Origin of the sequence: Staphylococcus sp. HMSC063F05 (assembly GCF_001837075.1) — a bacterium.
Taxonomy (GTDB): domain Bacteria; phylum Bacillota; class Bacilli; order Staphylococcales; family Staphylococcaceae; genus Staphylococcus; species Staphylococcus epidermidis.
The window spans coordinates 1-25,667 of sequence record NZ_KV831361.1; the positions used below are offsets into that span (position 1 = coordinate 1).

Annotated in this window: 25 protein-coding genes and 1 pseudogene; 14 read left to right on the plus strand and 12 right to left on the minus strand. The window is 31.9% G+C overall.

Going from position 1 to position 25,667, the window contains the following annotated elements; translation table 11 throughout:
- Window positions 1-192 precede the first annotated feature (192 nt).
- Window positions 193-705, plus strand: coding sequence for an immunodominant staphylococcal antigen IsaB family protein (locus HMPREF2576_RS09750; protein WP_070856417.1), 513 nt, complete (start codon window positions 193-195; stop codon window positions 703-705).
- 164 nt (window positions 706-869) lie between these two features.
- Here the strand turns inward: HMPREF2576_RS09750 and HMPREF2576_RS09755 are convergent, their stop codons facing one another.
- Window positions 870-2,462, minus strand: coding sequence for a BCCT family transporter (locus HMPREF2576_RS09755; RefSeq protein ID WP_002495210.1), 1,593 nt, complete (start codon window positions 2,460-2,462; stop codon window positions 870-872).
- A 180-nt stretch (window positions 2,463-2,642) separates the two neighbouring features.
- On the opposite strand from HMPREF2576_RS09755, the gene HMPREF2576_RS09760 reads away from it, so the two are divergent.
- Window positions 2,643-3,203, plus strand: coding sequence for a tubby C-terminal domain-like protein (locus HMPREF2576_RS09760; protein WP_002468600.1), 561 nt, complete (start codon window positions 2,643-2,645; stop codon window positions 3,201-3,203).
- 32 nt (window positions 3,204-3,235) lie between these two features.
- On the opposite strand, the gene pcp is transcribed toward HMPREF2576_RS09760, so the two are convergent.
- Entirely contained in the window at window positions 3,236-3,874 is a 639-nt protein-coding gene (gene pcp, locus HMPREF2576_RS09765; RefSeq protein WP_070856415.1) for a pyroglutamyl-peptidase I, read from the minus strand.
- 193 nt (window positions 3,875-4,067) lie between these two features.
- Window positions 4,068-5,030 carry an oxygen-dependent tRNA uridine(34) hydroxylase TrhO gene (locus tag HMPREF2576_RS09770; RefSeq protein ID WP_002469248.1) on the minus strand — a complete coding sequence of 321 codons (963 nt, stop codon included), beginning with the start codon at window positions 5,028-5,030 and terminating at the stop codon, window positions 4,068-4,070.
- Between the two features lie 281 nt (window positions 5,031-5,311).
- Between HMPREF2576_RS09770 and HMPREF2576_RS09775 the strand changes: the two genes are divergently transcribed.
- Entirely contained in the window at window positions 5,312-6,289 is a 978-nt protein-coding gene (locus HMPREF2576_RS09775; protein WP_002470290.1) for an SMP-30/gluconolactonase/LRE family protein, read from the plus strand.
- Window positions 6,290-6,548: 259 nt separating this feature from the next.
- On the opposite strand, the gene HMPREF2576_RS09780 is transcribed toward HMPREF2576_RS09775, so the two are convergent.
- The gene (locus tag HMPREF2576_RS09780) at window positions 6,549-7,064 is read right to left on the minus strand and encodes a YceI family protein (protein WP_001829423.1); all 516 of its coding nucleotides are present in this window, start codon (window positions 7,062-7,064) and stop codon (window positions 6,549-6,551) included.
- A gap of 1,217 nt (window positions 7,065-8,281) precedes the next feature.
- A complete protein-coding gene (lqo, locus tag HMPREF2576_RS09785; RefSeq protein WP_002470281.1) occupies window positions 8,282-9,778 on the minus strand; it encodes an L-lactate dehydrogenase (quinone) in 1,497 nt (498 codons plus the stop codon).
- Between the two features lie 351 nt (window positions 9,779-10,129).
- On the opposite strand from lqo, the gene HMPREF2576_RS09790 reads away from it, so the two are divergent.
- Window positions 10,130-10,648 (plus strand): GNAT family N-acetyltransferase, encoded by a 519-nt coding sequence (locus tag HMPREF2576_RS09790; RefSeq protein WP_002470287.1) that lies wholly within the window; start codon window positions 10,130-10,132, stop codon window positions 10,646-10,648.
- Window positions 10,649-10,793: 145 nt separating this feature from the next.
- Here HMPREF2576_RS09790 and HMPREF2576_RS09795 read toward each other — a convergent pair whose 3' ends face one another.
- The gene (locus HMPREF2576_RS09795; protein ID WP_001829438.1) at window positions 10,794-11,201 is read right to left on the minus strand and encodes a YjdF family protein; all 408 of its coding nucleotides are present in this window, start codon (window positions 11,199-11,201) and stop codon (window positions 10,794-10,796) included.
- 162 nt (window positions 11,202-11,363) lie between these two features.
- Complete coding sequence (locus tag HMPREF2576_RS09800) at window positions 11,364-11,774, minus strand: Lrp/AsnC family transcriptional regulator (protein WP_001829421.1); 411 nt, start codon at window positions 11,772-11,774, stop codon at window positions 11,364-11,366.
- A 102-nt stretch (window positions 11,775-11,876) separates the two neighbouring features.
- Here HMPREF2576_RS09800 and HMPREF2576_RS09805 point away from each other — a divergent pair, with 102 nt between their 5' ends.
- The 9 genes from HMPREF2576_RS09805 to hisIE all read left to right on the plus strand — a co-directional run bounded on the left by HMPREF2576_RS09805 (window position 11,877) and on the right by hisIE (window position 18,571).
- Window positions 11,877-12,293 carry a carboxymuconolactone decarboxylase family protein gene (locus HMPREF2576_RS09805; RefSeq protein WP_002473453.1) on the plus strand — a complete coding sequence of 139 codons (417 nt, stop codon included), beginning with the start codon at window positions 11,877-11,879 and terminating at the stop codon, window positions 12,291-12,293.
- 236 nt (window positions 12,294-12,529) lie between these two features.
- Entirely contained in the window at window positions 12,530-13,342 is an 813-nt protein-coding gene (locus tag HMPREF2576_RS09810; RefSeq protein WP_002470288.1) for an ATP phosphoribosyltransferase regulatory subunit, read from the plus strand.
- A gap of 24 nt (window positions 13,343-13,366) precedes the next feature.
- The gene (hisG, locus tag HMPREF2576_RS09815) at window positions 13,367-13,981 is read left to right on the plus strand and encodes an ATP phosphoribosyltransferase (protein ID WP_002470286.1); all 615 of its coding nucleotides are present in this window, start codon (window positions 13,367-13,369) and stop codon (window positions 13,979-13,981) included.
- Window positions 13,974-15,218, plus strand: coding sequence for a histidinol dehydrogenase (gene hisD, locus HMPREF2576_RS09820; protein WP_002470285.1), 1,245 nt, complete (start codon window positions 13,974-13,976; stop codon window positions 15,216-15,218). The genes hisG and hisD overlap by 8 nt, the downstream gene beginning before the upstream one ends.
- 115 nt (window positions 15,219-15,333) lie before the next feature.
- Entirely contained in the window at window positions 15,334-15,912 is a 579-nt protein-coding gene (gene hisB / locus HMPREF2576_RS09825; protein ID WP_002470279.1) for an imidazoleglycerol-phosphate dehydratase HisB, read from the plus strand.
- Entirely contained in the window at window positions 15,909-16,487 is a 579-nt protein-coding gene (hisH, locus tag HMPREF2576_RS09830) for an imidazole glycerol phosphate synthase subunit HisH (RefSeq protein WP_002470289.1), read from the plus strand. Before hisB ends, hisH begins: the two co-directional genes overlap by 4 nt.
- Window positions 16,480-17,184, plus strand: coding sequence for a 1-(5-phosphoribosyl)-5-((5-phosphoribosylamino)methylideneamino)imidazole-4-carboxamide isomerase (gene hisA, locus HMPREF2576_RS09835; protein ID WP_002470280.1), 705 nt, complete (start codon window positions 16,480-16,482; stop codon window positions 17,182-17,184). Before hisH ends, hisA begins: the two co-directional genes overlap by 8 nt.
- Entirely contained in the window at window positions 17,181-17,939 is a 759-nt protein-coding gene (gene hisF, locus HMPREF2576_RS09840) for an imidazole glycerol phosphate synthase subunit HisF (RefSeq protein WP_002470291.1), read from the plus strand. Before hisA ends, hisF begins: the two co-directional genes overlap by 4 nt.
- A complete protein-coding gene (gene hisIE / locus HMPREF2576_RS09845; RefSeq protein WP_002470292.1) occupies window positions 17,936-18,571 on the plus strand; it encodes a bifunctional phosphoribosyl-AMP cyclohydrolase/phosphoribosyl-ATP diphosphatase HisIE in 636 nt (211 codons plus the stop codon). The genes hisF and hisIE overlap by 4 nt, the downstream gene beginning before the upstream one ends.
- A 108-nt stretch (window positions 18,572-18,679) precedes the next feature.
- Here the strand turns inward: hisIE and HMPREF2576_RS09850 are convergent, their stop codons facing one another.
- A complete protein-coding gene (locus HMPREF2576_RS09850; RefSeq protein WP_002470284.1) occupies window positions 18,680-19,465 on the minus strand; it encodes an arylamine N-acetyltransferase family protein in 786 nt (261 codons plus the stop codon).
- Between the two features lie 405 nt (window positions 19,466-19,870).
- On the opposite strand from HMPREF2576_RS09850, the pseudogene gehC reads away from it, so the two are divergent.
- Window positions 19,871-21,936 (plus strand): annotated as a pseudogene (gehC, locus tag HMPREF2576_RS09855) (YSIRK domain-containing triacylglycerol lipase GehC).
- Between the two features lie 195 nt (window positions 21,937-22,131).
- Here gehC and icaC read toward each other — a convergent pair.
- From icaC to icaA, 4 genes are read right to left on the minus strand one after another with little or no spacing between them, the layout of a single operon-like run.
- Complete coding sequence (gene icaC, locus HMPREF2576_RS09860; RefSeq protein WP_002484505.1) at window positions 22,132-23,199, minus strand: polysaccharide intercellular adhesin biosynthesis/export protein IcaC; 1,068 nt, start codon at window positions 23,197-23,199, stop codon at window positions 22,132-22,134.
- Window positions 23,186-24,055 carry an intercellular adhesin biosynthesis polysaccharide N-deacetylase gene (gene icaB, locus HMPREF2576_RS09865; RefSeq protein ID WP_002484506.1) on the minus strand — a complete coding sequence of 290 codons (870 nt, stop codon included), beginning with the start codon at window positions 24,053-24,055 and terminating at the stop codon, window positions 23,186-23,188. Before icaB ends, icaC begins: the two co-directional genes overlap by 14 nt.
- Window positions 24,052-24,357: an intracellular adhesion protein IcaD gene (gene icaD, locus HMPREF2576_RS09870; protein ID WP_002477257.1), complete on the minus strand. Its 306-nt coding sequence runs from the start codon at window positions 24,355-24,357 to the stop codon at window positions 24,052-24,054. Before icaD ends, icaB begins: the two co-directional genes overlap by 4 nt.
- The gene (icaA, locus tag HMPREF2576_RS09875) at window positions 24,321-25,559 is read right to left on the minus strand and encodes a poly-beta-1,6 N-acetyl-D-glucosamine synthase IcaA (RefSeq protein WP_070856413.1); all 1,239 of its coding nucleotides are present in this window, start codon (window positions 25,557-25,559) and stop codon (window positions 24,321-24,323) included. The genes icaD and icaA overlap by 37 nt, the downstream gene beginning before the upstream one ends.
- Between the last annotated feature and the right edge of the window lie 108 nt (window positions 25,560-25,667).

Sequence of the window (25,667 nt, forward strand, 5' to 3'; positions counted from 1 at the left end):
TTTTTTTACTTATCTTGAACCTTTTTGTCCCAGCTTCGCTCTCATTCAATTTCAAAATAAAGATTGATAGAGCACCGATAAAAACCATTAAGAGATTTTTTACCTATTAATAGATAGTTGTAATAATTAATGGAATATTATATGTTGAGTGTAGCAACACATTATTATTTTATATTAGGAGTGTGATACATTATGAAAAGGTTTGCAAAAGCATTTGTCGTAAGTGGTATTACTTTAGGTGCAGTTTTAGGTTTAAACGTAACAGAGCATAATGGTGTATCTAATGAAGCAAAGGCACAAACAGCACACAGTTACTGGTATAAATATAATGGTTATACTGCATCGGGTGGCGACTTTGTACTTAGCAATTCATTTTATCAAGGTTTAAAAGCTGGAAACGTTACATTTAATGGTATTAAGGTAAATCAAAAATTTGAATCTAAGACTGCTACTAAAAAAATATACGATCAGACATTTCAACAAATTAATGGAAATAAAGCAAACAACGTACAATTTAAAATTGCTTCCAGAACTGTTACTTTAGATCAAGTTAAACAAAAGTATGGAAAAAATTATAATTATCAGCCGTCATTATCTAAAAACAAAACAAGTAAGACAGATGGCTTGTACGGTTATCAAGTCGGAAAAGGAAACATCGTTTTCCACGTTAAAGATGGGTATGTCACAAGTGCTACATTGTCATAAATGATTATATATAGCAAATTAAAAAACGAGAATATTATTTTAAAACATAGATAAACGGGAGTGGGACAACGAATTCAATATGAATTCTGTCCCGCTCCCGTTGCGTCATAGTTCAAAAGAATAATAAAGAAAATGAATAATAGCATTACTTAATTAAAGATGTGTTACTTGTTATCTTGTTCGTCCTGTTTTTCACGCTCTTCTAATGAAATAGAGTAATCTTTTTCATCATCAATTGATGTCATTTTAAAATGATGGATGGGTTCTCTTTTTAAAGCCCTCATGAGTGAGAATATCATTAATAATAAAATGATAGAGAATGGTAGACCTGTAATAACTGATGCAGTTTGTAAACTTTTAAGACCACCTGCAATTGTCATAGCAACTGAAATCGCCCCAATAAGTAGACCCCATAGGACTTTATGTTTTAAAGTTGGATTGATAGAACCACCTGTAGCCATACCTGCAACAATATGCGTAGTTGAATCAGCACTTGTTACAATAAAGATGAAAATAAGTACAATAGCTAAGGAACTAGTGACTTCCGACAATGGAAAATGTGATAATAATTCAAACAAGGCAACAGTATAATCTTTATCAACAATATGAACAAGCTTGTCGTTATGATTTAAAGCAAGTTTAATAGCTGTACCTCCAAAACCTGCAATCCATGTAAACGAAATTAGAGGAGGAATAATGAGTACACCTACGACAAATTCTCTAATTGTACGTCCTCGAGATACTCTTGCTACAAAGCCCCCAATAAAAGGGGACCAAGAAATAACCCAAGCCCAATAGAAAACAGTCCACTGTTGAATCCAACTATCATCTCCTGAGTATGGATTTACGCGTAAACTATATTCTATAAAATGCTGCAAATAATCAGAAATTGCTAGTGTGTATGATTCTAAAATAAATTTTAAATCTCCAAAAATCAAAATAAATATAAGTAAAATAGCACCTAATAAAATATTTAAATTACTTAACCATTTTACACCGTGATTTAAGCCAGTTAATGAAGATCCTAAAAATATGGCTACCATCAAAATAGTAATTAAGATTTTAGTGAAATTATTATTAGGAACATCAAAGAGATGGTTTAATCCACCACCGATTTGCATAATTCCCAAACCAATCGACGTAGCAATTCCCATGACGGTTGCGATAATAGCTAATATATCAATAATATTCCTGAAAGGACGTTTATAAGCTTCACCAAAAACGGGTTCCATAGCTGTTGAAATAAGCCCGTTACGTTGTTTTCTAAATTGAAAGTATGCAACGATTAATCCTGAAATTGCAAATATTGACCATTGTGAAATACCCCAATGGAAGAATGTATATCCCATCGCAACACGTGCTGATTCTTCAGAGTGATCTGCAATTTTTCCAGGGAAGGGTGAATGGAGATAATGCGTTAAAGGTTCTGCAACACCCCAAAAGACTATACCGACGCCAAGACCTGCTGAAAATAACATGCCAATCCAAGATAGCATGGAAAATTCTGGTTCTTCTTCATCCGAACCAAGTTTAAATCGACCATATCTAGAAAAAGCTAAGAATATTAAAAATACATCTAAAATAAAGACAATGATAAGGAATAGCCAACCAAACCAATTTGTAATCCAATCATAAACGCTCTGCGCATACATCCCAAATGCTTTAGGAAAGATACCCGCAATAAGAGTAATAACAACAATAATTAAAACAGAGATAGTATAAACAAGCGTATTGTTTATTTTTCGTTTGTTTTTCATTTTAATATTTTTATTCATCCCTTTTTAACTTGCAAAGTATTTGTTTAAAGTATACAGATAATTAGAAATATTTTCAAAAATACTTTTTGGATTTAAAATGATTTTATAATAAAGAGATTTTGATTTAGAGAAGTCTGTTGTATATGATAAAAGTATGATATTAACGAGATGGGTGACAAAATGTATAAATATTTAAAAAGAAATCGATTCTCAACGCAGACTTCAATTATAAAAAATGACGCTCAGCAACCTGTTGGTATGATATCGAAAGTGTATAAAAATTTTATTCAAAAATGTATTGGTTATTTGACCTTAGGTTTAAAATTAAATCAATATGAGATATGTGATGTGAATAATAATAGTGTAGCTTATATTAAGGTATCGCGATATATGGAGAAAAAACATTTTAAAGTTGAATATCATGATTCAAAAGGTAGGCAGTGTGAAGCGTTATTTGATAAGCAAAGTAATGGTTATGAGGAGACGTATGGAATATTAAAAATTGACGGTATAATATTAAATATTCATGCTAATGAGAAACATCATACTACTATCAAAGATATAAAGCGAGATACACAAATTGCGAGTTGGAAACAAATTGGTGATTATGCTTATGCAGAAGGGAATGATGGGCTATTTAAAGAACATCAATTACTCTATATTCTTATCATGCACGCTTTTGCTAATACATATGTGAGCAAACGTCAAACGAGCTTGATGTTCCCAGGGCCACCTGTTTAAAGTACATACAGAATGATTAGTGAACTAAGAGACTATTGGATTTCTCCTAATGCGATCTTGTTATCTTCAACGAAGTCGATAGCTTTGATTGCTTCAGTTAATCCTTTTACGATATCTTCAACGGATATTGAAGATTGTTGAGAATGATTGATTGTTTGTTCAGGAATCAAAGGCACGTGTATAAATCCAAATAATAAGTCAGGGTAAAAATGGTCTGCCATATATCCGAGTTGATATAAGATATGATTACATACAAATGTTCCAGCGGAATTAGATAGTCTGCTAGGAAGACCAGCCTTTTGAATTGCCATTGTCATTCTTTTGATAGGTAAATTAGAAAAATAAGCAGGTGCGCCATCGTGACGTATAACTTGATCAATAGGTTGGTGTCCTTGATTATCTTTAATGCGTGCGTCATCTATATTTATACCTACACGCTCAGGAGTGATTTCACTACGACCACCTGCTTGTCCGATAGCTAGAGCAACATCATAATTTTTAGATTTTAACACTTTAGCAATCATATCCGCAGAGTCATGAAATACTGTAGGAAGTATCAATCGATCAATTTTATGACAGCCAATTTTAGTTTCCAAATGGCTAACAGCCTCTAGTGCAGAATTAATTTTTTCATCTCCAAATGGTTCAAATGCTGTGACTAATATTTCCATGCAAACACTCCTTAAGTAGACTTATTATATTATTTATTTTAAAACTATCAGTGATATAAATGATATCAACATATGCCATTTTGCGTATTCTTTATGTCAAAAAACAGGGTTAAAAGTTATTATAGATATTTAAATCATATAAAATACGCCTTTATATGTGAAATGTTAAACTCACAATAAAGGCGTGTTTGAATTATGCATGTGTGTGTTCAGGCACATCTTTGAAATTATTTAAACGACGTTGCCATTCTTCATTGCTAATATGATGACGGGCAACGTAGCGATTGCGCTCATGTTTTGCACAATCATACGAACATGCACCTAAATATTTTTCTTCATTTTCTTCAGAAACAAGAATTTGTTTATTACATTCAGGGTTTGCACAATTAATATAACGTTCACAAGGTGTACCATCAAAATGCTCTTTGCCGATGACTGTTTTATCAATTTGATTCACATCGACACTAATACGTTCATCAAATACATACATCTTACCATCCCAATATAGCCCTTTAGTTTCAGGGTCTTTACCGTATGTAGCAATACCACCATGCAACTGACCTACGTTTTCAAATCCTTCTTTTACTAACCAACCAGAAAATTTTTCACAACGAATGCCACCTGTACAATATGTGACAATATTTTTTCCGTCGAGTTGTTCTTTATTATTACGCACCCATTCAGGTAAGTCACGGAATCGTGTTATATCAGGACGAATAGCTCCACGGAAATGTCCTAAATCGTATTCATAATCATTTCGAGCATCTAATATAACAGTATTTTCATCTTCTAGTGCGGCTTTAAATTCTTTAGGAGAATAGTATTTACCGGTAATTTCACGTGGATTAATATCTTCTTCTAAGTCAAGTGCAACAATTTCACGTCTTGGACGCACGTGCATCTTTTTAAACGCATGACTTTCAGCTTCATCAATTTTAAAAGTTAAATCAGCAAAACGACTATCTGCATGCATATGCTCTATATATTTATCAGTATCTTCTTTTGTTCCAGATAATGTTCCATTAATGCCTTCCGTTGAAACTAGTATTCTTCCTTTTAAATGATGTTCCTTACAAAATTTCAAATGTTCGGCTGCAAAAGTTTCAGGGTCATCTATAGTTACATATTTATAATAAAGTAGTACTCTATAATCCATAAATCTGTGCTCCTCTTTAGTCAATTTTAGTTAATTTAAAAGTATTTGAAGTTATATAAAAAAATGATAGTGATTGAAGTTTAAAAATTAGACATTTTAATATTGTATCAAAATGAGAATTGCTTTCAATAAGATAGCCTATAAATCCGTCATTTGACCGATATAAGATGTGGTGGTTTTCATATATGAATAAAAGTGTAGTCGTGTAGCTATAATGACATTTAATATAAATTTTTATAAAATGAGAATAAAGTCACTGAATAAAGAGAGGGATTCAATCGATGGCAAATCAAAAATTACCAACATTAAAATATACTGGTAAATCAGAAAGTGCAGTGCCAATTGTGTCAGAAAGTGAATTGCAAACGGTAACAGCAGAGCCGTGGGTGAAAATTTCAGATAAAGGGTTACAACTAGAAGGACTTAATTTTAATCGCGAAGGTCAGTTATTCTTATTAGACGTGTTTGAAGGGAATATTTTTAAAGTTAATCCCGCAACAAAAGAGGTTACAACAAAATTTCAGTCTGTTAAAGATAATCCGGCAGCGATTAAAGTACATAAAGATGGTCGTTTATTTATCTGTTATCTAGGTGATTTTAAGACAACTGGAGGCATATTTGCGACAACAGAAAAAGGTGAACAAATAGAAGAAATTATTTCTGATTTAAATACAGAATATTGTATTGATGACATGGTTTTTGACAGTAAAGGCGGATTTTATTTCACTGATTTTAGAGGGTATTCTACACAACCTTTGGGCGGTGTTTACTATGTAGATCCAGACTTTAAGACGGTTACGCCAATTATTCAAAATATTTCTGTGGCGAATGGTATTGCTTTAAGTACGGATGAAAAAGTGCTATGGGTAACTGAAACTACAACTAATCGACTTCACCGAATCGCATTAGAGGATGATGGCGTGACTATTGCACCATTTGGAGCGACAATACCATATTATTTTACAGGTCATGAAGGACCGGATTCTTGTTGTATTGATAGTAATGATAATTTATATGTGGCTATGTATGGCCAAGGACGTGTATTAGTTTTCAATAAGAGAGGTTATCCTATAGGTCAAATTTTAATGCCAGGACGTGATGATGGAAAGATGTTACGTACAACACATCCACAATTTATACCTGGTACAAATCAACTTATAATTTGTACTAATGATATTGAAAACCATTCTGAAGGTGGATCTATGCTTTATACAGTTAATGGTTTTGCTAAAGGATATGAGAGTTATCAATTTCAATAAACTCTTGAAAAAGCGTATAGAATAAGTTGTTATGTATAAATAAAAGAAGTAGAACAAAGGTTGAATAAAACTTTATGTTCCTCACTCGTATAGCTTAATTTGAAAATTTGATACAACTCATTGTATTTTCTATTAATGCAACGATTGCCATAAATAAATATGCCTGAGACATTTAATGTGTCCCAGGCATTTATAATATGTGTTCTTGTATTTTACTGTTAAAGATAAAAGCTTAAGAAAATTTTCTATAACAAATCGTTTAATTGTCGATGCTAAATTCTGCTGATGCTTCAAATTTTACGTTTTTACCTAACATCACGCCACCAGTTTCTAAAGCTTGGTTAAAATTAATACCATATTTTTCGCGGTTAATTGTTCCACTAACGATAAAACCAGTGACTTGTTGTCCATTCATTGGATTTTTACTTACACCATTAAATTCAACATCAAATGTCTCTTCATGAGTTTCACCTTTAATTGTCAAATCTCCAACTACTTGATTTTCGTTAATTTCTTTAGTTACAAATGTCATTTTATCGTTGTCTTCTGTACCAAAGAAATCGTTTGATCTTAAATGGTTGTCTCTGTCCTCATTTTGAGTGTCAATTGAACTTGGAATAATAGTAGCTGTTGCTTTTAGTGAAGTTAAATCATTAATATCTCCATCTAATTGAACATCGAATTGCTTAAATGTTCCTTTTACTTGGGACACCATAAGATGTTTAATTTTAAACTGAATATCACTGTGAACTTGATCAAAGTTAAATTTTGTCATTATTATAACCCCTTCTCTCTTTATTACAATAATTACGTTTCTTGTACTTGTTATTCTAGATACAGTAAGATGACTTATCAATTTTTTTGCTCTCATTAAATTTACGGCTTTTTAAACTTTTTTAGTGTGTCTATATTACTATATTCGTTAAAAAGAAATGAAGTATACATAAGAGAATGATGATATTTGGCAATCAACAGTAAATATATCTTCCAGAAAAATGTTGTGAAATTTCACATAAATATAAAAAAGAACATGTGATTGTTGATTTGAGGTTGCTCATAGTGAGGATTATTGAATTATAAACTAAAAATATTTCATTTAATACTGAAGTAAAATAACGTATGTCTCAAAAAATAATTAAACACATACATTTTCATTTGACATTGCAATTAGAAGAAAGTAACATAACATTAAATCGTAATTTTTACGATTTAGGAACGATATAGAGATGATGGTTGGATGAATATAAGATGGACATATCCGTCCCTGTCTATTTTATTTGAAGTGCAAACAAAGTGAAAATTCTTCAATACCTCATATAATACATCAATTGACCATCATCTATTATATTGTTCTTTTTATGTTTAGTTTCCTTTTATTTCTAACTCTTTTTTTTTTCACTCGTCTTAGGACGGGTGTTTTTTATAGTAGAGTTATGAAATTGTTGAAGGTTCCGTTCGATTATATTCTGAAATTAAATCAATTCATAGACTTCTTCGTATCTATGATGACTTGCAACATGGAATTTCAAATACCCCTTAGTACAATGAACATATTTATATAAAGAGTGAATGGGTTAAACTACGTTTTTAAAAATGTATAATGAGATGATATTTGAGTTTGTTTTTATATAAAGAGAGGCAAGTTTGTTTTTTATATAGAAACGGTGTTTATAAAAAATAAATTGTGACGGAATCGTGTGATTAGTTATTTTAAATTATTGAGTTTAAAAAAGGACAACTTATAAATTTTGCTGTATCGCTGATTTGTTAGATACCTACTGTGACAGATACTTAATTCGCTAAGAAAGAATATAAAAAATCCTCCAACGAAGTTGGCTCGACTTCGTTGGAGGTATCAGGGGTAGGGGTTAATTTTGTTTCTAAATTTATTTACTCTAATTTAATATTAATTAAGGTTTTGAGTATAGGGAGAAATATTTTATACTTATTTATTTTCTCTTCATCATTTTTATATTTTACAGGGAAAGTATTTTATTTAGATTCGTAATAATTTAATTCTAAATCTTTAGATGTTTGTTTACGAGTTGCTCTCATTAACTTAACATCATCGATAAGAGATTTACCATATGATGGGATCATTTTTTGTAATTTTGGAGTCCAATCTTTTTCATACTCAGCAAAGTTTTTCTCTAAAACTTCTAGGGCTACTGATACTGAAGTTGATGCTCCAGGTGATTCACCCAATAGTGCGATAACAGAGTGGTCTTTAGAGTTAACAACTTCTGTACCAAATTGAATGAATCCTTTACCGTGTTCTTTAGTATCTTTGATAACTTGAACACGTTTACCTGCAGTGTATAATTGCCAATCTTCGTCACGAGCTTCAGGGTAGAACGTGCGTAGATGGTTCATACAACCTTCTTTAGTCATTAATACTTGGTCGATAGAGTATTTGATTAAAGGTAAGTTTTTAACTGCAGATGCTAGTAATGTTGTGATGTTATAAGGTTTAACTGATTTGAATAAGTCTAAGTTAGAACCGTTTCTTAAGAATTTAGGGCCAATATTTGCAAATGGTCCAAATAATAATGTTCTTTCACCATCGATATAACGTGTATCTAAATGTGGTACAGTCATTGGAGGTGTGCCTGGTGGTTCTTTACCATATACTTTGACGTCATGTTCATTAATTACATCAGGGTTTGTACAAATTAAGAACTGACCACTAATAGGGAATCCACCAAGATGTTTACTTTCTGGGATACCAGTTTTTTGTAATAGTGGAATAGCGCCACCGCCTGCACCGATAAATACATAATCAGCTAGAACAGTTTCAACGTCTCCAGAATTACGGTTTTTAACTTTAACTTCCCAAATACCGTCTTTACGACGATTGAAATTAATTACTTCGTGGTTGTATTGAACATCAGCATTTGGATGTTTTTCAATACTTTTTGCCATTTTACGAGTTAATTCACCGTAGTTAACATCTGTACCTTCGTCGATTTTACTAGCCGCCATGATTTCGTTACCAGTACGACCTGTCATCATTAATGGCATCCATTTTCTCATTTCTTCGATATCTTCTGTATATTCGATGTTATCGAACATAGGGAAGTTACGCATTGCTTCGTAACGGTTTTTTAAGAATTTAACGTTATTTTTACCTCTTACGAAACTAATGTGAGGAAGTGGATTAATGAAATCTCTAGGGTTACTGATGTTACCACTTTTTACTAAGTGACCCCAGAATTGTTTTGAAATCTCGAATTGTTCGTTGATTTCTTTGGCTTTTTCTATATCAATTGAACCATCAGGTTGTTGTACTGTATAGTTCAATTCACATAACGCCGCATGTCCTGTACCGGCATTGTTTCTTTCGTTAGAACTTTCAATACCTGGACGATCTAAGCGTTCATAGAGTTTGATGTTCCAATCAGGTTCTAATTCTTTAATCATAGAACCAAATGTCGTACTTAAGACACCAGCGCCAATAATAACAACATTTTTTGACTCTTTATTAGCCATTTTTTTGCTCACCTTTCTTTGGTTTAAGAATTCGTGCAAAAATAATTAAATTATTGCGCTGATTCCTATTATAAGACGATAGGCTATATAACAAAAATACATATTTATAATACTACCTATTCCATTTTGTAATATTTTAGACACAATATGATCATTGATTAGACACATTTACTAGTAAATAAGTATAAATTTAAGGTGAACTATAGTGTCAAAATTGAATGTTATGTGAATTTTTTGGGTGAGACTGACGTAAGTCTAAATACAATATATACTCTTCTCAATAGTGAAAAGAGTGCGTAAACAATATTAAGTTATCTACAATTGAATAATTTATTGGAAAGAGGGATGTAGATGTTAGAAACACATAGATTAAAGCTAGTGAAGCCTAATTTGAGTTATACAGATGAACTTTATCAATTGCATACAAATAAGGTAGCTACAAAGTATACACCTAAAGGTATTCATCAGAATAAAGTAGCAACCCAAGATTTTATTAAAGGATGGATGAGGCATTGGGATGAATATCAATTTGGTTACTTCATTTTAATTATGAGAGATAATCACGAAGTAGTGGGGATAGCGGGATTTGAGTATCGTACAATTCATCAACAACAGTTTCTTAATGCGTATTATAGAATCTTTCCATCGTATACTGGTGTTGGTTTAGCTTTTGAGTCAATGGAGGAGATTGCCCGTCATTTAAAAAAGCATGATACCATAACACCAAAATTAATTCGAACAAATCAATATAATACAAATTCTATTAAATTAGCACAAAAACTCGGATATAATTATGATGCTAACTGGGACGATGTAATTAATAAAGGAGATCGTTGTTTTTTTAACCTACAAGCGTTGGATAATAACTAAAAGCATGATGAATTCGTAGTTTTTATGAGTAATTAAAAATGAAGAAATGATTAACTTCAAATTGGTAGATTTAAGTTATCTATATTAACTTGAAAAAGTTTTGAGCCTGCAACACATTTAATATATGTGGCAGACTCAATTAAAATTAGTGACCTTTGTGCTTTTCATGTGCTTTTTTTCTTTTTAACATTCTTTTGTATTGTCTGTGTCGTTCTTTTTCTAATCGCTGAAGTTTTTTACTCTTTAGCTTATTCAACTCTTGTTCTTCTTTAATCGCTTGTTGAGCAAATGTAGTTAAATTGGTCTCTTTTTGTTCTTTAGCGATTTTACGTTGTAAACGTTTTGGATTAATCTTTTTATGCTTTTGAATAGGTTTCTTCTTACCGTGTGTTTGATTTAATAAAGGAATAAGTTTAAAAGTTATGAATCGTAACACTGTTTCATCGCTAGGTTCATTGCCAAATGTAACTTTTAGATATTTATGAATGAAGCCTTCTTGGTATTCAACGACACCTACAAAAAATTGACCATCATGAAAAATAGATAATTTCATAGATAAGTCCCTCCTCAATTTAAAATTGAAATGATGGACGACCTGAGGAGGAAGGTTACTGACAAATATAAGTAATTTGCATTGGGACTACCAACCCAATTGTGTTTTTACATTTCTTTATATAGTATTACATAAACGACAATATTGATAAATTATAAAACACTATTTTGTTTCTGAAAATATAAAATGTGTTTTTGTATGACCATAATATTGGATTTCGTTGATGAGTGTTTCGACTTCGCTCATCTTTTTAAAATGCGCTTTAAATATAAAGCAACTATCTCCAGAAATTCTATAGCAAAAATCAACATTGTTTTGAACTGAAATAAATGCTTTGAAATCTTTATATAGGTTATTTTTTATAGTTACTTCTATCAAAACATTAATATCGAAACCTAATGCATCGTAATTAATATCGATTGTATATCGTTCAATGATTTTCGAATCAATAAGTTTATAGATTCGTTCTCGAACAGAGGGTGTAGATAAATTTACTTCCTTTCCAATTTCAGAAAGCGATAGCTTACTATTTTGCTCAAGTAAGTGTAGGATTTTTTGATTTGTTAGGTCCAATGGGCAAATCTCCTTATTATTAATAAGTAAACTATAAATTTACTTTAATTATAGCATTCATCACTGGTGTTTGATTAATTAAAATAAATAAGAGGTGATTAGATGGCTATAATTAACTTATCTCATCGTGGTGATACTTCTTTTGACAAACTTCTCGGACATCTCCCTAGTGTTCAAGAAAAATGGAATGCATTGGAAGATATATTAAAAAATGAGGGGCAATTATCTGTTGATTTAAAAGAAGAAATTAGGAAAATACTAGCTCAAAACAGTGGTTGTCTATACTGCAAATCTAAAGGAAAACCCAATAAGAAATTTACCGATGAAAAATCTTTAGTTTGCATAGGTTTTGTTGATGTTTATGTGTCACAAAATGGACGGGTTCCACAATCTACAATACAGGTTTTAACAAAGACACTAACTGATATAGAAATTGTAGAATTGTTAGCATTCGTATCATTTACCCACTGTCAACAAGAATTTGGTGCCATGATGAATTTACAACCTAGCAATAACTGAAATTTTAATACTGATCAATAATATATGCCTCTTGTAAAGTATTAGTTACTTTGCAAGAGGTTTTTATTTTAATTGAAAATTGATAATTAAGAACGTAGAAAGATTTCATTATAAAAGAAAGAATTTTCTGAAAAATACTTGTCAGATAACTTGTAACATGTTAGTGTATTACTACATTTTTACTTTAATGTATTATCGAACTAAAGAATTCGGCGTGAGGGAGGGGTGGCTTAAGTATGAACAATACCATCATTTCAATGAAAGAAAAGGAATTACGTTTTTTAAAGTTTTTTCATCAACAAAAATATAATGTTGTAGATTTTAACTTAATTGAAGAATTGGATTGGCAACGATTGACTCATGAAGATTTGCAACAAATGGATGAAAGAAGCTTTTGGCAACAAAATAAATCTATCTATGCATTAAGAAATGATTTTACCGATCAATTATTCAGATATTATTCGAACTATCCAACACATTTTAAAAAAGTAGCTTATGCAGGGGATATTATCAGAGATAACAGAGTTATAAAGCAAGTCGGCATTGAGAATTACGAGCCACAATTTGATAATATCACTCAAAATTTCTTAGATTTCCAATATTTTATTCAAAACGTACTTCATGATGACATTCAATTTATCATTTTAGGTCACTATCAATTGATTGATGCACTTTTAGAGAAAAATCATCAAACTAGAGAAGTTATGGAGATGATAGAAGAACGTAATTTATCAGGGCTTATTCAAACACTAACTTTCAATCATCCCATCATTCAAATTCTTAAAGAGAACACATTAAATCAACTTAAAATACTCTCTCATTATTTACCAGAGCGACACCCTGCAATGGTGGCAATTCAATCTTGGTCACAATGGTTTACTGATCATGGGATTACTGAAATCCACCTTGATGTAACTGCACAAGCGCCTAGATCTTATTACAAAGGTATTTTTATAAAATGTCATCTTAAAAATACTGCTCATAGCGTTTTGACAGGTGGATATTATCACGGTTCACTAGAAGGTTTTGGTTTAGGATTAACACTTTAATTATAAAAGGTGAGGTGAAACGCCATGTTACGAGTTGCATTAGCAAAGGGTCGTTTATTAAAGAGTTTTATCGAATATTTACAACAAGTTAATCAGATAGATATTGCAACTGTACTTTTAAATAGACAGCGACAGTTATTGCTTACAGTCGACAACATTGAAATGATTTTAGTTAAAGGAAGCGATGTGCCTACTTATGTAGAACAAGGTATTGCTGATGTAGGAATAGTGGGAAGTGATATTCTGAATGGTCAAAAATATAATATTAATAAATTACTCGATTTGCCATTTGGTAAATGTCATTTTGCGTTGGCGGCAAAGCCAGAAACATCTCGCTATAAAAAAGTAGCAACAAGCTATGTACATACAGCTACTCAATTCTTTAATAAAGAAGGTATGGATGTAGAAGTGATTCACCTTAACGGTTCAGTTGAATTGTCATGTGTAGTGGATATGGTTGATGCTATTGTAGATATTGTACAAACTGGTTCTACGCTTACAGCTAACGGGCTCGTTGAGAAAAAGCATATCAGTGAAATTAACGCTAAGTTAATTACAAATAAAGAATCATATTTTAAGCAATCATCTGAAATAGAGAGACTAATCAAGCAGTTAGGAGTGTCTATTAACTATGCTTAGCGCACAACAATTTTTAAAAGAATTTAATAATGTTGAATCTCTAGATGAATCTTTGTACGAGATAGTGAGTCAGATTTGTGAAGAAGTTAAATTACAGGGAGATAAAGCTTTAAAAAATTATAATTTACAATTTGATCAAGTGGAAACTGAGAAGCTTGAATTAGAGCAAAGCCAACTAAAAAATGCATACGACATGCTAGATAATGAAACACGAGATGCATTAGAGCAAAGCTATCAGAGAATTAAAGTGTACCAAGAAAATATTAAGGTAAAACAGGAATCATCTCAACAAACTGAATGTTATGAACGATACCATCCTATCGAACGTGTAGGTATTTATGTGCCGGGAGGTAAGGCTAGCTATCCGTCTACAGTATTAATGACTGCAACACTTGCTCAAGTAGCAGGTGTTAATGAGATTACTGTTGTTACCCCACCTCAAAATAGCGGTATATGTCAAGAGGTGTTAGCCGCTTGTTACATTACAGGCGTTCATCATGTTTATCAAGTCGGTGGAGCACAAAGTATTGCGGCGCTAACTTATGGCACGGAAACTATAAAAAAAGTCGACAAAATCGTAGGTCCAGGGAATCAATATGTTGCTTATGCCAAAAAGTTTGTATTCGGTCAAGTAGGCATAGACCAAATCGCAGGACCGACAGAAATAGCCTTGATTATAGACGAAAGTGCTGACTTAGACGCAATCGCTTATGACGTATTTGCACAAGCAGAACATGATGAAATGGCTTGTACTTATGTGATTAGTGAAAATGAAAAGGTACTTAATCAATTGAACACTATAATACAAGAGAAACTTCAGTATGTTGAACGGCAAGATATCATATCACAAAGTATTGCTAACCATCATTATCTAATATTAGCTCAAGATACTGAAGAAGCATGTTTAATTATGAACACGATTGCACCTGAACATGCATCTATTCAAACTCGAGCACCTGAAATGTATATAGATAAAGTTAAATATGTAGGCGCACTTTTTTTAGGTCATTTTTCTCCTGAAGTTATTGGGGACTATGTGGCAGGTCCAAGTCATGTACTTCCTACTAATCAAACAGCTAGATTTACAAATGGGCTTTCTGTGAATGACTTTATGACACGACATTCAGTCATTCATTTATCACAAAAAACATTTAACGAAGTGGCAGAATCAGCTGAGCATATTGCACATATAGAATCTTTATTTAATCATGAAAAATCGATTCACGTACGCCGATAAAGATAGGTTATTACGATATCTGTTAATAAAAATGAAAGCGTATGTTCGTTACTCTATTGCTACAGAAGAACAACTTCTTCTACTGGAAAAATAGTGAAGAAATGGAGCGTATGTTATGAACTATCAAATCAAAAGAAACACTGAAGAAACTCAGCTTAATATTTCACTGGCTAATAACGGAACACAATCTCATATTAATACTGGTGTAGGATTTTTAGATCATATGTTAACGCTATTTACTTTTCATAGTGGATTAACTTTATCTATTGAGGCCACTGGAGATACGTATGTTGATGATCATCATATAACTGAAGATATAGGTATAGTTATTGGACAATTACTTCTTGAATTAATAAAGACTCAACAAAGTTTTACAAGATATGGTTGCTCATATGTACCCATGGATGAGGCGCTTGCTCGAACAGTAGTGGACATTAGTGGTCGTCCATATTTCTCATTTAATAGCAAGTTGAGCGCTCAAAAGGTAGGAACTTTTGACACTGAACTAGTTGAAGAATTTTTTAGAGCATTGATAATTAATGCGCGATTAACCGTTCACATTGACTTATTAAGAGGTGGAAATACACATCATGAGATTGAGGCAATATTTAAATCTTTTGCAAGAGCATTAAAGATTTCTCTTGCACAAAATGAAGATGGACGTATTCCATCGTCTAAAGGAGTAATTGAATGATTGCGATTATTGATTATGGATTGGGAAACATAAGTAACGTCACTCGAGCAATTCAACATTTAGGATATGATGTGATTTTGACATGTGATGATAAAGACGTGCAAAAAGCTGAAGCTATCGTACTTCCAGGTGTTGGACATTTTCAGGATGCGATGCATTCTATAGAAGAAAAAAGCATTAAAGATATGCTTAAAAATATACATGATAAACCGATAATTGGAATATGTTTAGGTATGCAATTACTTTTTCAACATAGCGCAGAAGGTGACGTTAGTGGATTGGAACTTGTCCCGGGAAATATAGTGCCAATCCAATCATCTCATCCTATTCCTCATTTGGGTTGGAATGAATTAAAGAGTACACATCCCTTACTGCAAAGTGATGTGTATTTTGTTCATTCATATCAAGCAGAAATGTCAGAATATGTAGTAGCTTATGCTGACTATGGTACAAAGATTCCGGGAGTCATTCAATACCGAAATTATATAGGTATCCAGTTTCATCCTGAAAAAAGTGGAACGTATGGATTAGAGATTCTAAATCAAGCGCTTAAAGGAGGGTTTATTAATGATTGATTTATGGCCAGCTATTGATTTAATTAATTCAACAAGTGTTCGATTAACAGAAGGCAAATATGATTCAAAAGAAAAAATGGAAAAATCTGTAGAAGACAGTATCCGATTTTATAGTCAATTTAAATGTGTGAAACGTATACATATTGTAGATTTAATTGGGGCTAAAGCAAAAGAGGTAAAAGAATTCGACTACATCCGTTCCTTAAGAAAGTTGACCACTAAGCCTATAGAAGTGGGTGGCGGCATTCGTTCAAAACAAACAATTGAAAATTATATTCATTCAGGAATAGACTATTGTATTGTAGGTACAAAAGGTATCCAAGATATAGAGTGGTTAACACATATGACACATCAATTTCCAAATAAACTCTACTTATCTGTAGATGCTTTTGGAGAGAAAATAAAGATTAATGGATGGAAAGAGGATGCTAAACTCAATTTATTTGATTATGTTGCCAAAATTGAGCATTTACCTTTGGGTGGTGTGATTTATACCGATATTTCGAAAGATGGGAAACTTTCTGGACCTAATTTTGATTTGACAGGTCGTCTCGCACTTTATACATCGTTACCTGTGATTGCTTCAGGAGGTATTAGACATCAAGAAGACTTGTTTCGATTAGAATCGTTAAATGTTCATGCTGCTATTGTAGGAAAAGCAGCACATCTGGATGAATTCTGGGAGGGATTATCTTGATTAAAAAAAGAGTGATTCCATGTTTAGATGTTAAAGATGGACGCGTCGTAAAGGGTATCCAGTTCCAGTCATTAAGAGATATCGGTAATCCAGTTGATTTGGCTCTTTATTATAATGAAGCCGGTGCAGATGAACTAGTCTTTCTTGATATTTCGAAGACGGAAGCAGGACATGATCTTATGATAGAAGTGATAGAAGCAACGGCAAAACAATTATTTATCCCTTTGACAGTAGGAGGAGGGATTCAAAATTTAGATGATATTACACAACTATTAAATCACGGAGCAGATAAAATATCACTCAATTCAAGCGCTTTAAAACATCCAGAATTAATTCGACAAGCAAGCGAGAAATTTGGTCGTCAATGTATTTGTATTGCTATTGATAGCTTTTATGATAAAGACAGAGAGGATTATTTCTGTACTACGCACGGTGGTAAAAAACTAACTGATGTCAGTGTATATGATTGGGTACAAGAAGTAGAGCATTTAGGTGCTGGGGAATTGCTTATAACTAGCATGCATCATGATGGAATGAAACAAGGTTTTGATATTGAACATTTAGCAAAAATTAAACAATTAGTTAATATTCCGATTATCGCCTCTGGGGGTGGAGGAAATGCACAACATTTTGTTGAATTATTTCAACAAACAGATGTTTCGGCAGGTTTAGCAGCAAGTATTTTACATGATCAAGAAACTACAGTGGCAGAAATTAAAGATAAAATGCGTGAAGGAGGTATCCTCGTGAGATGAATAAACTTATAGACTTTTCTAAAGGATTAGTACCAGTAATTTTGCAACATGCACAAACGGATAGCGTATTAATGTTGGGATATATGAATGAAGAAGCTTATCAAAAAACTCTGAAAGAAAAGAAAGTAACCTTCTTCTCTAGATCTAAACAACGTTTGTGGACTAAAGGTGAAACTTCTGGTCATTTCCAACACGTTGAGAGTATTCATCTAGATTGTGATCAAGATGCGATCTTAATCAAAGTGATGCCACAAGGTCCTACATGTCACACTGGAAGTCTGAGTTGTTTTAATAGTGAAATTGAATCACGTTTTAAAATTCAAGCTTTAGCACAAACGATTCATCAAAGTGCTAAAGCCAATCAATCTAACTCTTACACTCAATATTTGTTAAAGGAAGGCATCGAGAAAATATCCAAGAAATTTGGTGAAGAGGCATTTGAAGTTGTGATAGGTGCGATAAAACATAATCGTGAAGAAGTTATTAATGAAACAGCAGATGTCATGTATCACCTTTTTGTGTTACTACATAGTTTAGATATTCCATTTTCAGAAGTAGAACAGGTACTAGCGCATCGCCATCAAAAAAGAAATAATTTTAAAGGCGAGCGCAAAGAGGTTCGAGAATGGTAAGGTAGTATAATTTAGAATTTTAATTAATCTAAAATAGGGAATTTATTCAATGAATCTTATAAATCAATTATTAAAAATAGGATGAAAGTGAGTGATATTTCATCCTATTTATGGTTCAAATGGGATGATTGATACATTTAAATTAAAATATTTTTTTAAAAAATACTTGTAGTTATTGGTAGTAACGTCATATTTATGTTTAGTACTGTCATTGCTTAAAGTTAAAGAATGATAAGTCATTGTTGCACGTCCAAACGATTGTGGTTGTGTAATAAGCAAATGTCGTACAAAAATAGAATGAGGATGATGCTCATTGTAGCTTATTTTATCTTTAAAGTCTTTAATGCTTTGAGGTTTTAAATGCGCTTCATAGAGTGTCATCCATTTATTTTGTCTAAGCTTCTGTAAGGCATATTGATTGTCATTAATCCAAACAGCACAGTAAACTCCATTTTTATCATATGTTGGAATGAATTGTGTTTTAGAACCTATCTCGATAATACTTGTAGGTAAATCACCAAATCCAACATCAGTAATATAAAGTGTTCCTTCGATATTAACGTAAAGTGACATATGCGAGCCTTCAGGACTACGCCCACCATTTGGTGTGTGAACTGTTGCCGCAGCACGAGTGACGTGGAAGCCTTTATGTTCTAAATACGTAGCAAACAAATGATTTAATTCATAGCAAAAACCGCCACGCCGTTGAATAACAATTTTATTGTATAAATCTTTGATATCGATTGAGATAGGAATCTTGTTTTGAACATTAATATTTTCAAATGGCACAGTTATCATAAAGCGTCTTACATAGTAATTCAATGCTTCAAGAGAAGGGTTTGAATAATATGAATGCTTAATTTTTAAATAAGATTCAAACTTTTGTATATCCATTACTAATCATCCTTTGTTTTTATATAAATCGATATTTTTTATTTTATAGTATATATAGATTACCATCATTTCTTTAGATTTAATATTAGTATGATAAATAATTAAATTGCATGTAATTGTTGACAAATTGTGAACATCGATGTAATATATTAATCAAATCAAACCAAAGTAGATAAGTGAATTATTCTTTTATGACCTATTAAAATTATTTTTATAATTTTAATTTTTTTGAACGATTATGGAAGCGTTTACCTTTGGTAGGAAGGAGATAGTTATGGAAGCAATCAAACCCATTTTTAGTAAAATTTTCGGATTTATACCACGTATGATTATTAATATTTTCATCTAACAAATTACCGAGAAAAATTTCATTTTAAAATAAACAAATAGATAGAGGTGCTAATTGTGAAGACAAGACAAAATAAATACAGTATTCGTAAATTTAGCGTAGGTGCATCATCCATTCTGATTGCAGCATTATTATTTATGGGTGGAGGATCAGCTCAGGCAGCTGAGCAACAACAGGATAAGGGAACTGTTGAAAATAGCACAACACAATCTATTGGGGATGAAAATGAAAAGTTAAGTGAACAACAATCAACGCAAAATAAGAATGTTAATGAGAAAAGTAATGTTGATTCTATTACTGAAAATGAAAGCTTACATAACGAAACACCAAAAAATGAGGATTTGATTCAGCAACAAAAAGATTCTCAAAACGACAATAAATCTGAATCTGTAGTTGAACAAAATAAAGAGAATGAAGCATTTGTTAAAAAACATTCCGAAGAGAAACCACAACAAGAACAAGTTGAACTGGAAAAGCATGCTAGTGAAAACAATCAAACTTTACACTCAAAAGCAGCACAGTCCAATGAAGATGTGAAAACTAAACCTTCACAACTTGATAATACAACTGCCCAACAAGAAGACTCTCAAAAAGAGAATTTGAGTAAACAAGATACACAATCATCTAAAACTACTGATTTACTACGAGCAACAGGTCAAAATCAATCAAAAGATAGCCAATCAACAGAAGAGGTAAACAAAGAAGTAAAAAACGACACTCAACAAGTGACTGCTAAGAACGATGACGACAAAGTTGAAACATTTAATTTAAATAGTAAAGAGGAACCTCTTAAAGTTGACAAGCAAGCGAATCCAACTACAGATAAAGATAAATCTTCTAAAAATGATAAAGGGTCTCATGATGGTCTCGCTAATTTAGAAAGTAATGCTGTTGCTACAACTAATAAACAGTCTAAGCAACAAGTAAGTGAAAAAAATGAGGATCAAACAAATAAATCAGCAAAACAAAAACAATATAAAAATAATGATCCAATTATTTTAGTACATGGTTTCAATGGATTTACAGACGATATCAACCCATCAGTGCTAACGCATTATTGGGGGGCGATAAAATGAATATTCGCCAAGATTTAGAAGAAAATGGATATGAGGCTTATGAAGCAAGTATAAGTGCATTTGGTAGTAACTATGACCGTGCTGTTGAGTTATACTACTACATCAAAGGTGGACGTGTTGACTATGGTGCAGCACACGCAGCTAAATATGGTCATGAGCGTTACGGTAAAACCTATGAAGGTGTGTATAAAGATTGGAAACCAGGTCAAAAAATACATTTAGTTGGTCATAGTATGGGTGGTCAAACAATTCGCCAATTAGAAGAGCTATTGAGACATGGTAATCCAGAAGAAGTTGAATATCAAAAACAACATGGTGGGGAAATTTCTCCATTATTCCAAGGTGGCCACGACAATATGGTGTCATCTATTACAACACTCGGTACACCACATAATGGTACGCATGCGTCAGACTTATTAGGTAACGAAGCAATTGTACGTCAACTTGCATATGATGTAGGTAAAATGTATGGTAATAAAGATTCACGTGTAGACTTTGGGTTAGAACACTGGGGATTAAAACAAAAACCAAACGAATCATATATTCAATATGTTAAACGTGTTCAAAATTCAAAACTATGGAAATCAAAAGATAGTGGTTTACACGATTTAACACGCGATGGCGCAACAGATTTAAACCGAAAAACATCATTAAATCCTAATATTGTATATAAAACTTATACTGGCGAGTCAACGCATAAAACATTGGCAGGAAAACAAAAAGCTGATCTTAACATGTTCTTACCATTTACAATTACTGGTAATTTAATTGGAAAAGCTAAAGAGAAAGAATGGAGAGAAAATGATGGACTTGTTTCAGTCATTTCTTCACAACATCCATTTAATCAAAAATATGTTGAAGCTACAGATAAAAATCAAAAAGGTGTATGGCAAGTAACTCCAACAAAACATGACTGGGATCATGTAGACTTTGTAGGACAAGACAGTACAGATACAAAACGTACTAGAGATGAATTGCAACAGTTTTGGCATGGTCTTGCTGATGATTTAGTACAAAGTGAACAATTAACATCAACAAATAAATAAAATGATATAGGGTATAAACCTAACGTAATCTTATATAGATAGGAGTGAGATACATGACAGGTGATTTCTTTCAATTATTAGGCTCTTTATACAGAATATTAAAAAATTTATTTTCATAATGTGAAACTATAGTAAGATAAAATCCCTTATTCAAGCACATACATAAGCCATAGCTTGAATAAGGGACTTTTTTTATTAATTCCAGTTAGGCTGGTATTGGTCAAATTGTAACTTGTACGGTTGTTTTCCAATTACAAATCTGAATATATAAAACTCTCTTAACATCATTCCGACGCCTATACAAATTCCTAGAATCATTAAAAGTGAAATCGCCAAGAAAACAATTGTATTATCTTCAAATATGTTGGTGTAAGCAAAAAGAGAATCTAAGATAATTGGGTGCAACAAATAAATGAAAAAGGAAAATGCACTAATAGCTTTAATAGTATTTAATAACATAGTTTTAAAGTGCATACAGACTCCTAGTAATAAGAAGAACATGACACTATTATATAATGTTAACGTATAAGTAAAGCTTGTGACATTCCAATAATCACTACCGGAAACAGCGATAAATAAAACATATGCGCCTAAAGTTAACATAATAACTATAATTAAATATTTTTCTAAGAAAGATAATATTTTTTCATAATTATAGCCAATGTAACCACCTAAGAAAAAGTAGAATATCCATCCTAATATCATTGTATTTTCGCTTAATGGATAATAATGAGTCATGAATTGATGAAAAGTGTCATTATTCAAAAAATAATGTAGATAAGATTGTTGGACTATAAATGCTAAAAGCAGCAAAATTTTACTATTGAACAATCTAAAATTAATTTTGTAAATGATATAAGATAGAACAAAGAACTGCATAATTATGATAATGAAATAGCCATACCATTGTCCTAAAACAACATTTTCGATAAACTGCTTTTTAAAAGAAGAAGCGGTGATAAGTGATTCACTATAACTATAGAACAAGCCGATTAAAAGATATGGAATAAAAATATACTTAAATCTTGAAAAAAGATAATTTATAGTTACTGATTCGTAATTTAATGTTGTTAATAATTGAGACAATATTATAAAACTAGGGGTGCCGAAAATAAAAATATTGCGTATATAATATTGCAATATGAGTGAACTATCAGACATCTGTTCATTTTCTAAAGTGATTTGCGTTAGTAAGTGTGTCACGATGATTATGACACAAATAAACGCACGTAAATACACTAATTCAAGTTTATTTTTCTTCATCGAATCCGTCCCATTCCTTTATTAGCGTTTCAAATGCATCATTACTTACTAAAATACGTGGAATTCTATAGTTATCGGCATCTGGTGTGACAGCTTTTTCCTGAAGTGTAAACCCATATTGAATTCCATTTTTTTTCATAGCTTTTATTTTGTCGTCATTAATTAATCCGTATGGGTAAGCAAGTGCGCGTTCATTTTTTGGGTAGTTTTTATTTAAATAGTGTTCGCTTTTTTTAATATCTTTACTAGCAACAGATTGAGACGAATCTAAAAACTTCGATTTATTGCCTTTCTTAAGAGCGTGTAAATCATGAGTATGAGATTCAAAGTCCCATAAGCCTGTTTCATACATTTCATCTAATTGCTTTTTTGAAAGTAAATTTAAATTATGAAAATTGGTAGAACCAATGTGGTTCGTAATAAGAAAACCTGTTGCTGGAATATGATATTTTTTCAAAACAGGAAAGGCATTGTCATAAATCGTTTGATCCATATCATCAAAGTTAATCCAAACACTTCTTTTAGGAAATTTACCTTTTTCTTTATATTTAATAAATTCTTTCAAAGTTAAAAACTTTGCGTCGTGTGCTTTAAGCCATTGAATTTGTGATTTAAATTCTTGATCAGTGACACTATAATTTTTAATTTCCTTACTCCCAGATAGTAATGATATAAAGTCATTCAAAGGATCCTTTTTTCTTACTCTGTGATAGTTTAACGCGAGTGCGCTATTTTTTTCGTACTTTAACTTCTTGTTTTCTTCATTAGCTTGAGCATTCAGGTGTGATATTGGTGTTGCATTCGTCATTATTAATATCATCAATGCGCTAATAAAGATTAATTTGAAAGGTTTCATATGTCACGACCTTTCTTATATTTTTGAAACGCGAGACTAAATGTAAAAAAGATAAATATAATAAGTACAAACAAACTCATCCATCCGAATAATTTGTAAATTTCCGTGTTTTCAACATTTAATGCAATACGTATTGTTATAACACTTTCCATTTGAGAATTGATAAGAGTTCCTATATAAACAATCATCACAACGATACAATACATCCAAAATACTCCGGATATAGTAATAAATAAGCTCTCCCTAACTATATTTAAATAAGAGGTTACCGTTGGATATTGCCTCTGTCTGGGCTTGACCATGTAGCATAGCCACCTTTCTTTCTTTTTAATGCTTTAGGAAATGCCATAATGACAACTGCGGCATTGATAACCCAGTATAACGTTGGATACCAACTTAAAAATATCAGGCCAACTATATTTTTCTTTTCGTAGCGACTGTCAATAAATAAGGCAACTGTAAATTGGATGATATTGATAAAGGTCATCGTAAAGGATGAAAAGAAAAAGATTGAAAAACTATATTTTAAATATGTGTAATCTAAGATGTTGGCTGTGATTACTAAAAAAGATAAATAACATATTACGATGTAGACCCATGTAATAGATGCGATTTGTTCAAACATTAAAATATATAGTGATAATTTCTTGGTTTTAATTGTTGACCAAAAGTCTCTTAAAAGTACTTCATGCCCACCTTGAGCCCATCGAACCCTTTGTTTCCATAAACCACCTATAGTTTCAGGCACCAACATCCAGCAAAGTGCGCGTGGTTCGTACTTAATTTCGTAATCAAAAAGATGGAGTTTCCATGAAACAGCGATATCCTCAGTAATCATGTCAGTATCCCAATAACCTACATCTTTGAGTGCACTTTTTTTAAATAGTGTGAAAACACCTGAAATAGTATTGATTGCTCCTGCTAGAGATTGACTTCGCTTGATACAACCAATAATACTTGCATATTCAATGGTCTGTATTTTTCCTAAGATAGAACTTTTATTACGAATACGTGGATTACCTGTAACTGCGCCTAATTTTGGATTCTTTTTAAAGTCTTCAATCATATAAAAAGGCGCATCGTCATCAATGACAGTGTCAGCATCTAAGCACATAACATATTCGTAAGATGCTTGTTTGATTCCCTCATTGAGTGCATTAGCTTTACCTCTATTGACTTCGAGGTCAACAAATTTAAAATCATGATTTTTCTTGAATTCATAGATGATTTCAGCAGTATTATCAGAACTTCCATCATTGATAATGATAATTTCTTTTTCAGGATATTCTAGAGATAAAACACTAGAAAGCGTGTCTTGAACTGTTTCACTTTCATTGTAGCAAGCTAATAAAAAGGATATGCCTTCAACTTGTTGATGTTCAGATTTTACTAACAATGATCGATTAAAGGGTTTTTCTTTAATAAAAAAATAGTAAATCGATCCTACTATCCAGTAAATTGACATAAAAATCGGATAAAAAAGTAAAAAGTTAAAAATATGCATTTTTTCACCTACCTTTCGTTAGTTAGGTTGCAAAGCATATGCTAATCGAAAGTATTTCAATTTGCAATAGAATGTTGTTATACTGAAACAGTAATATTTGTAATTTTA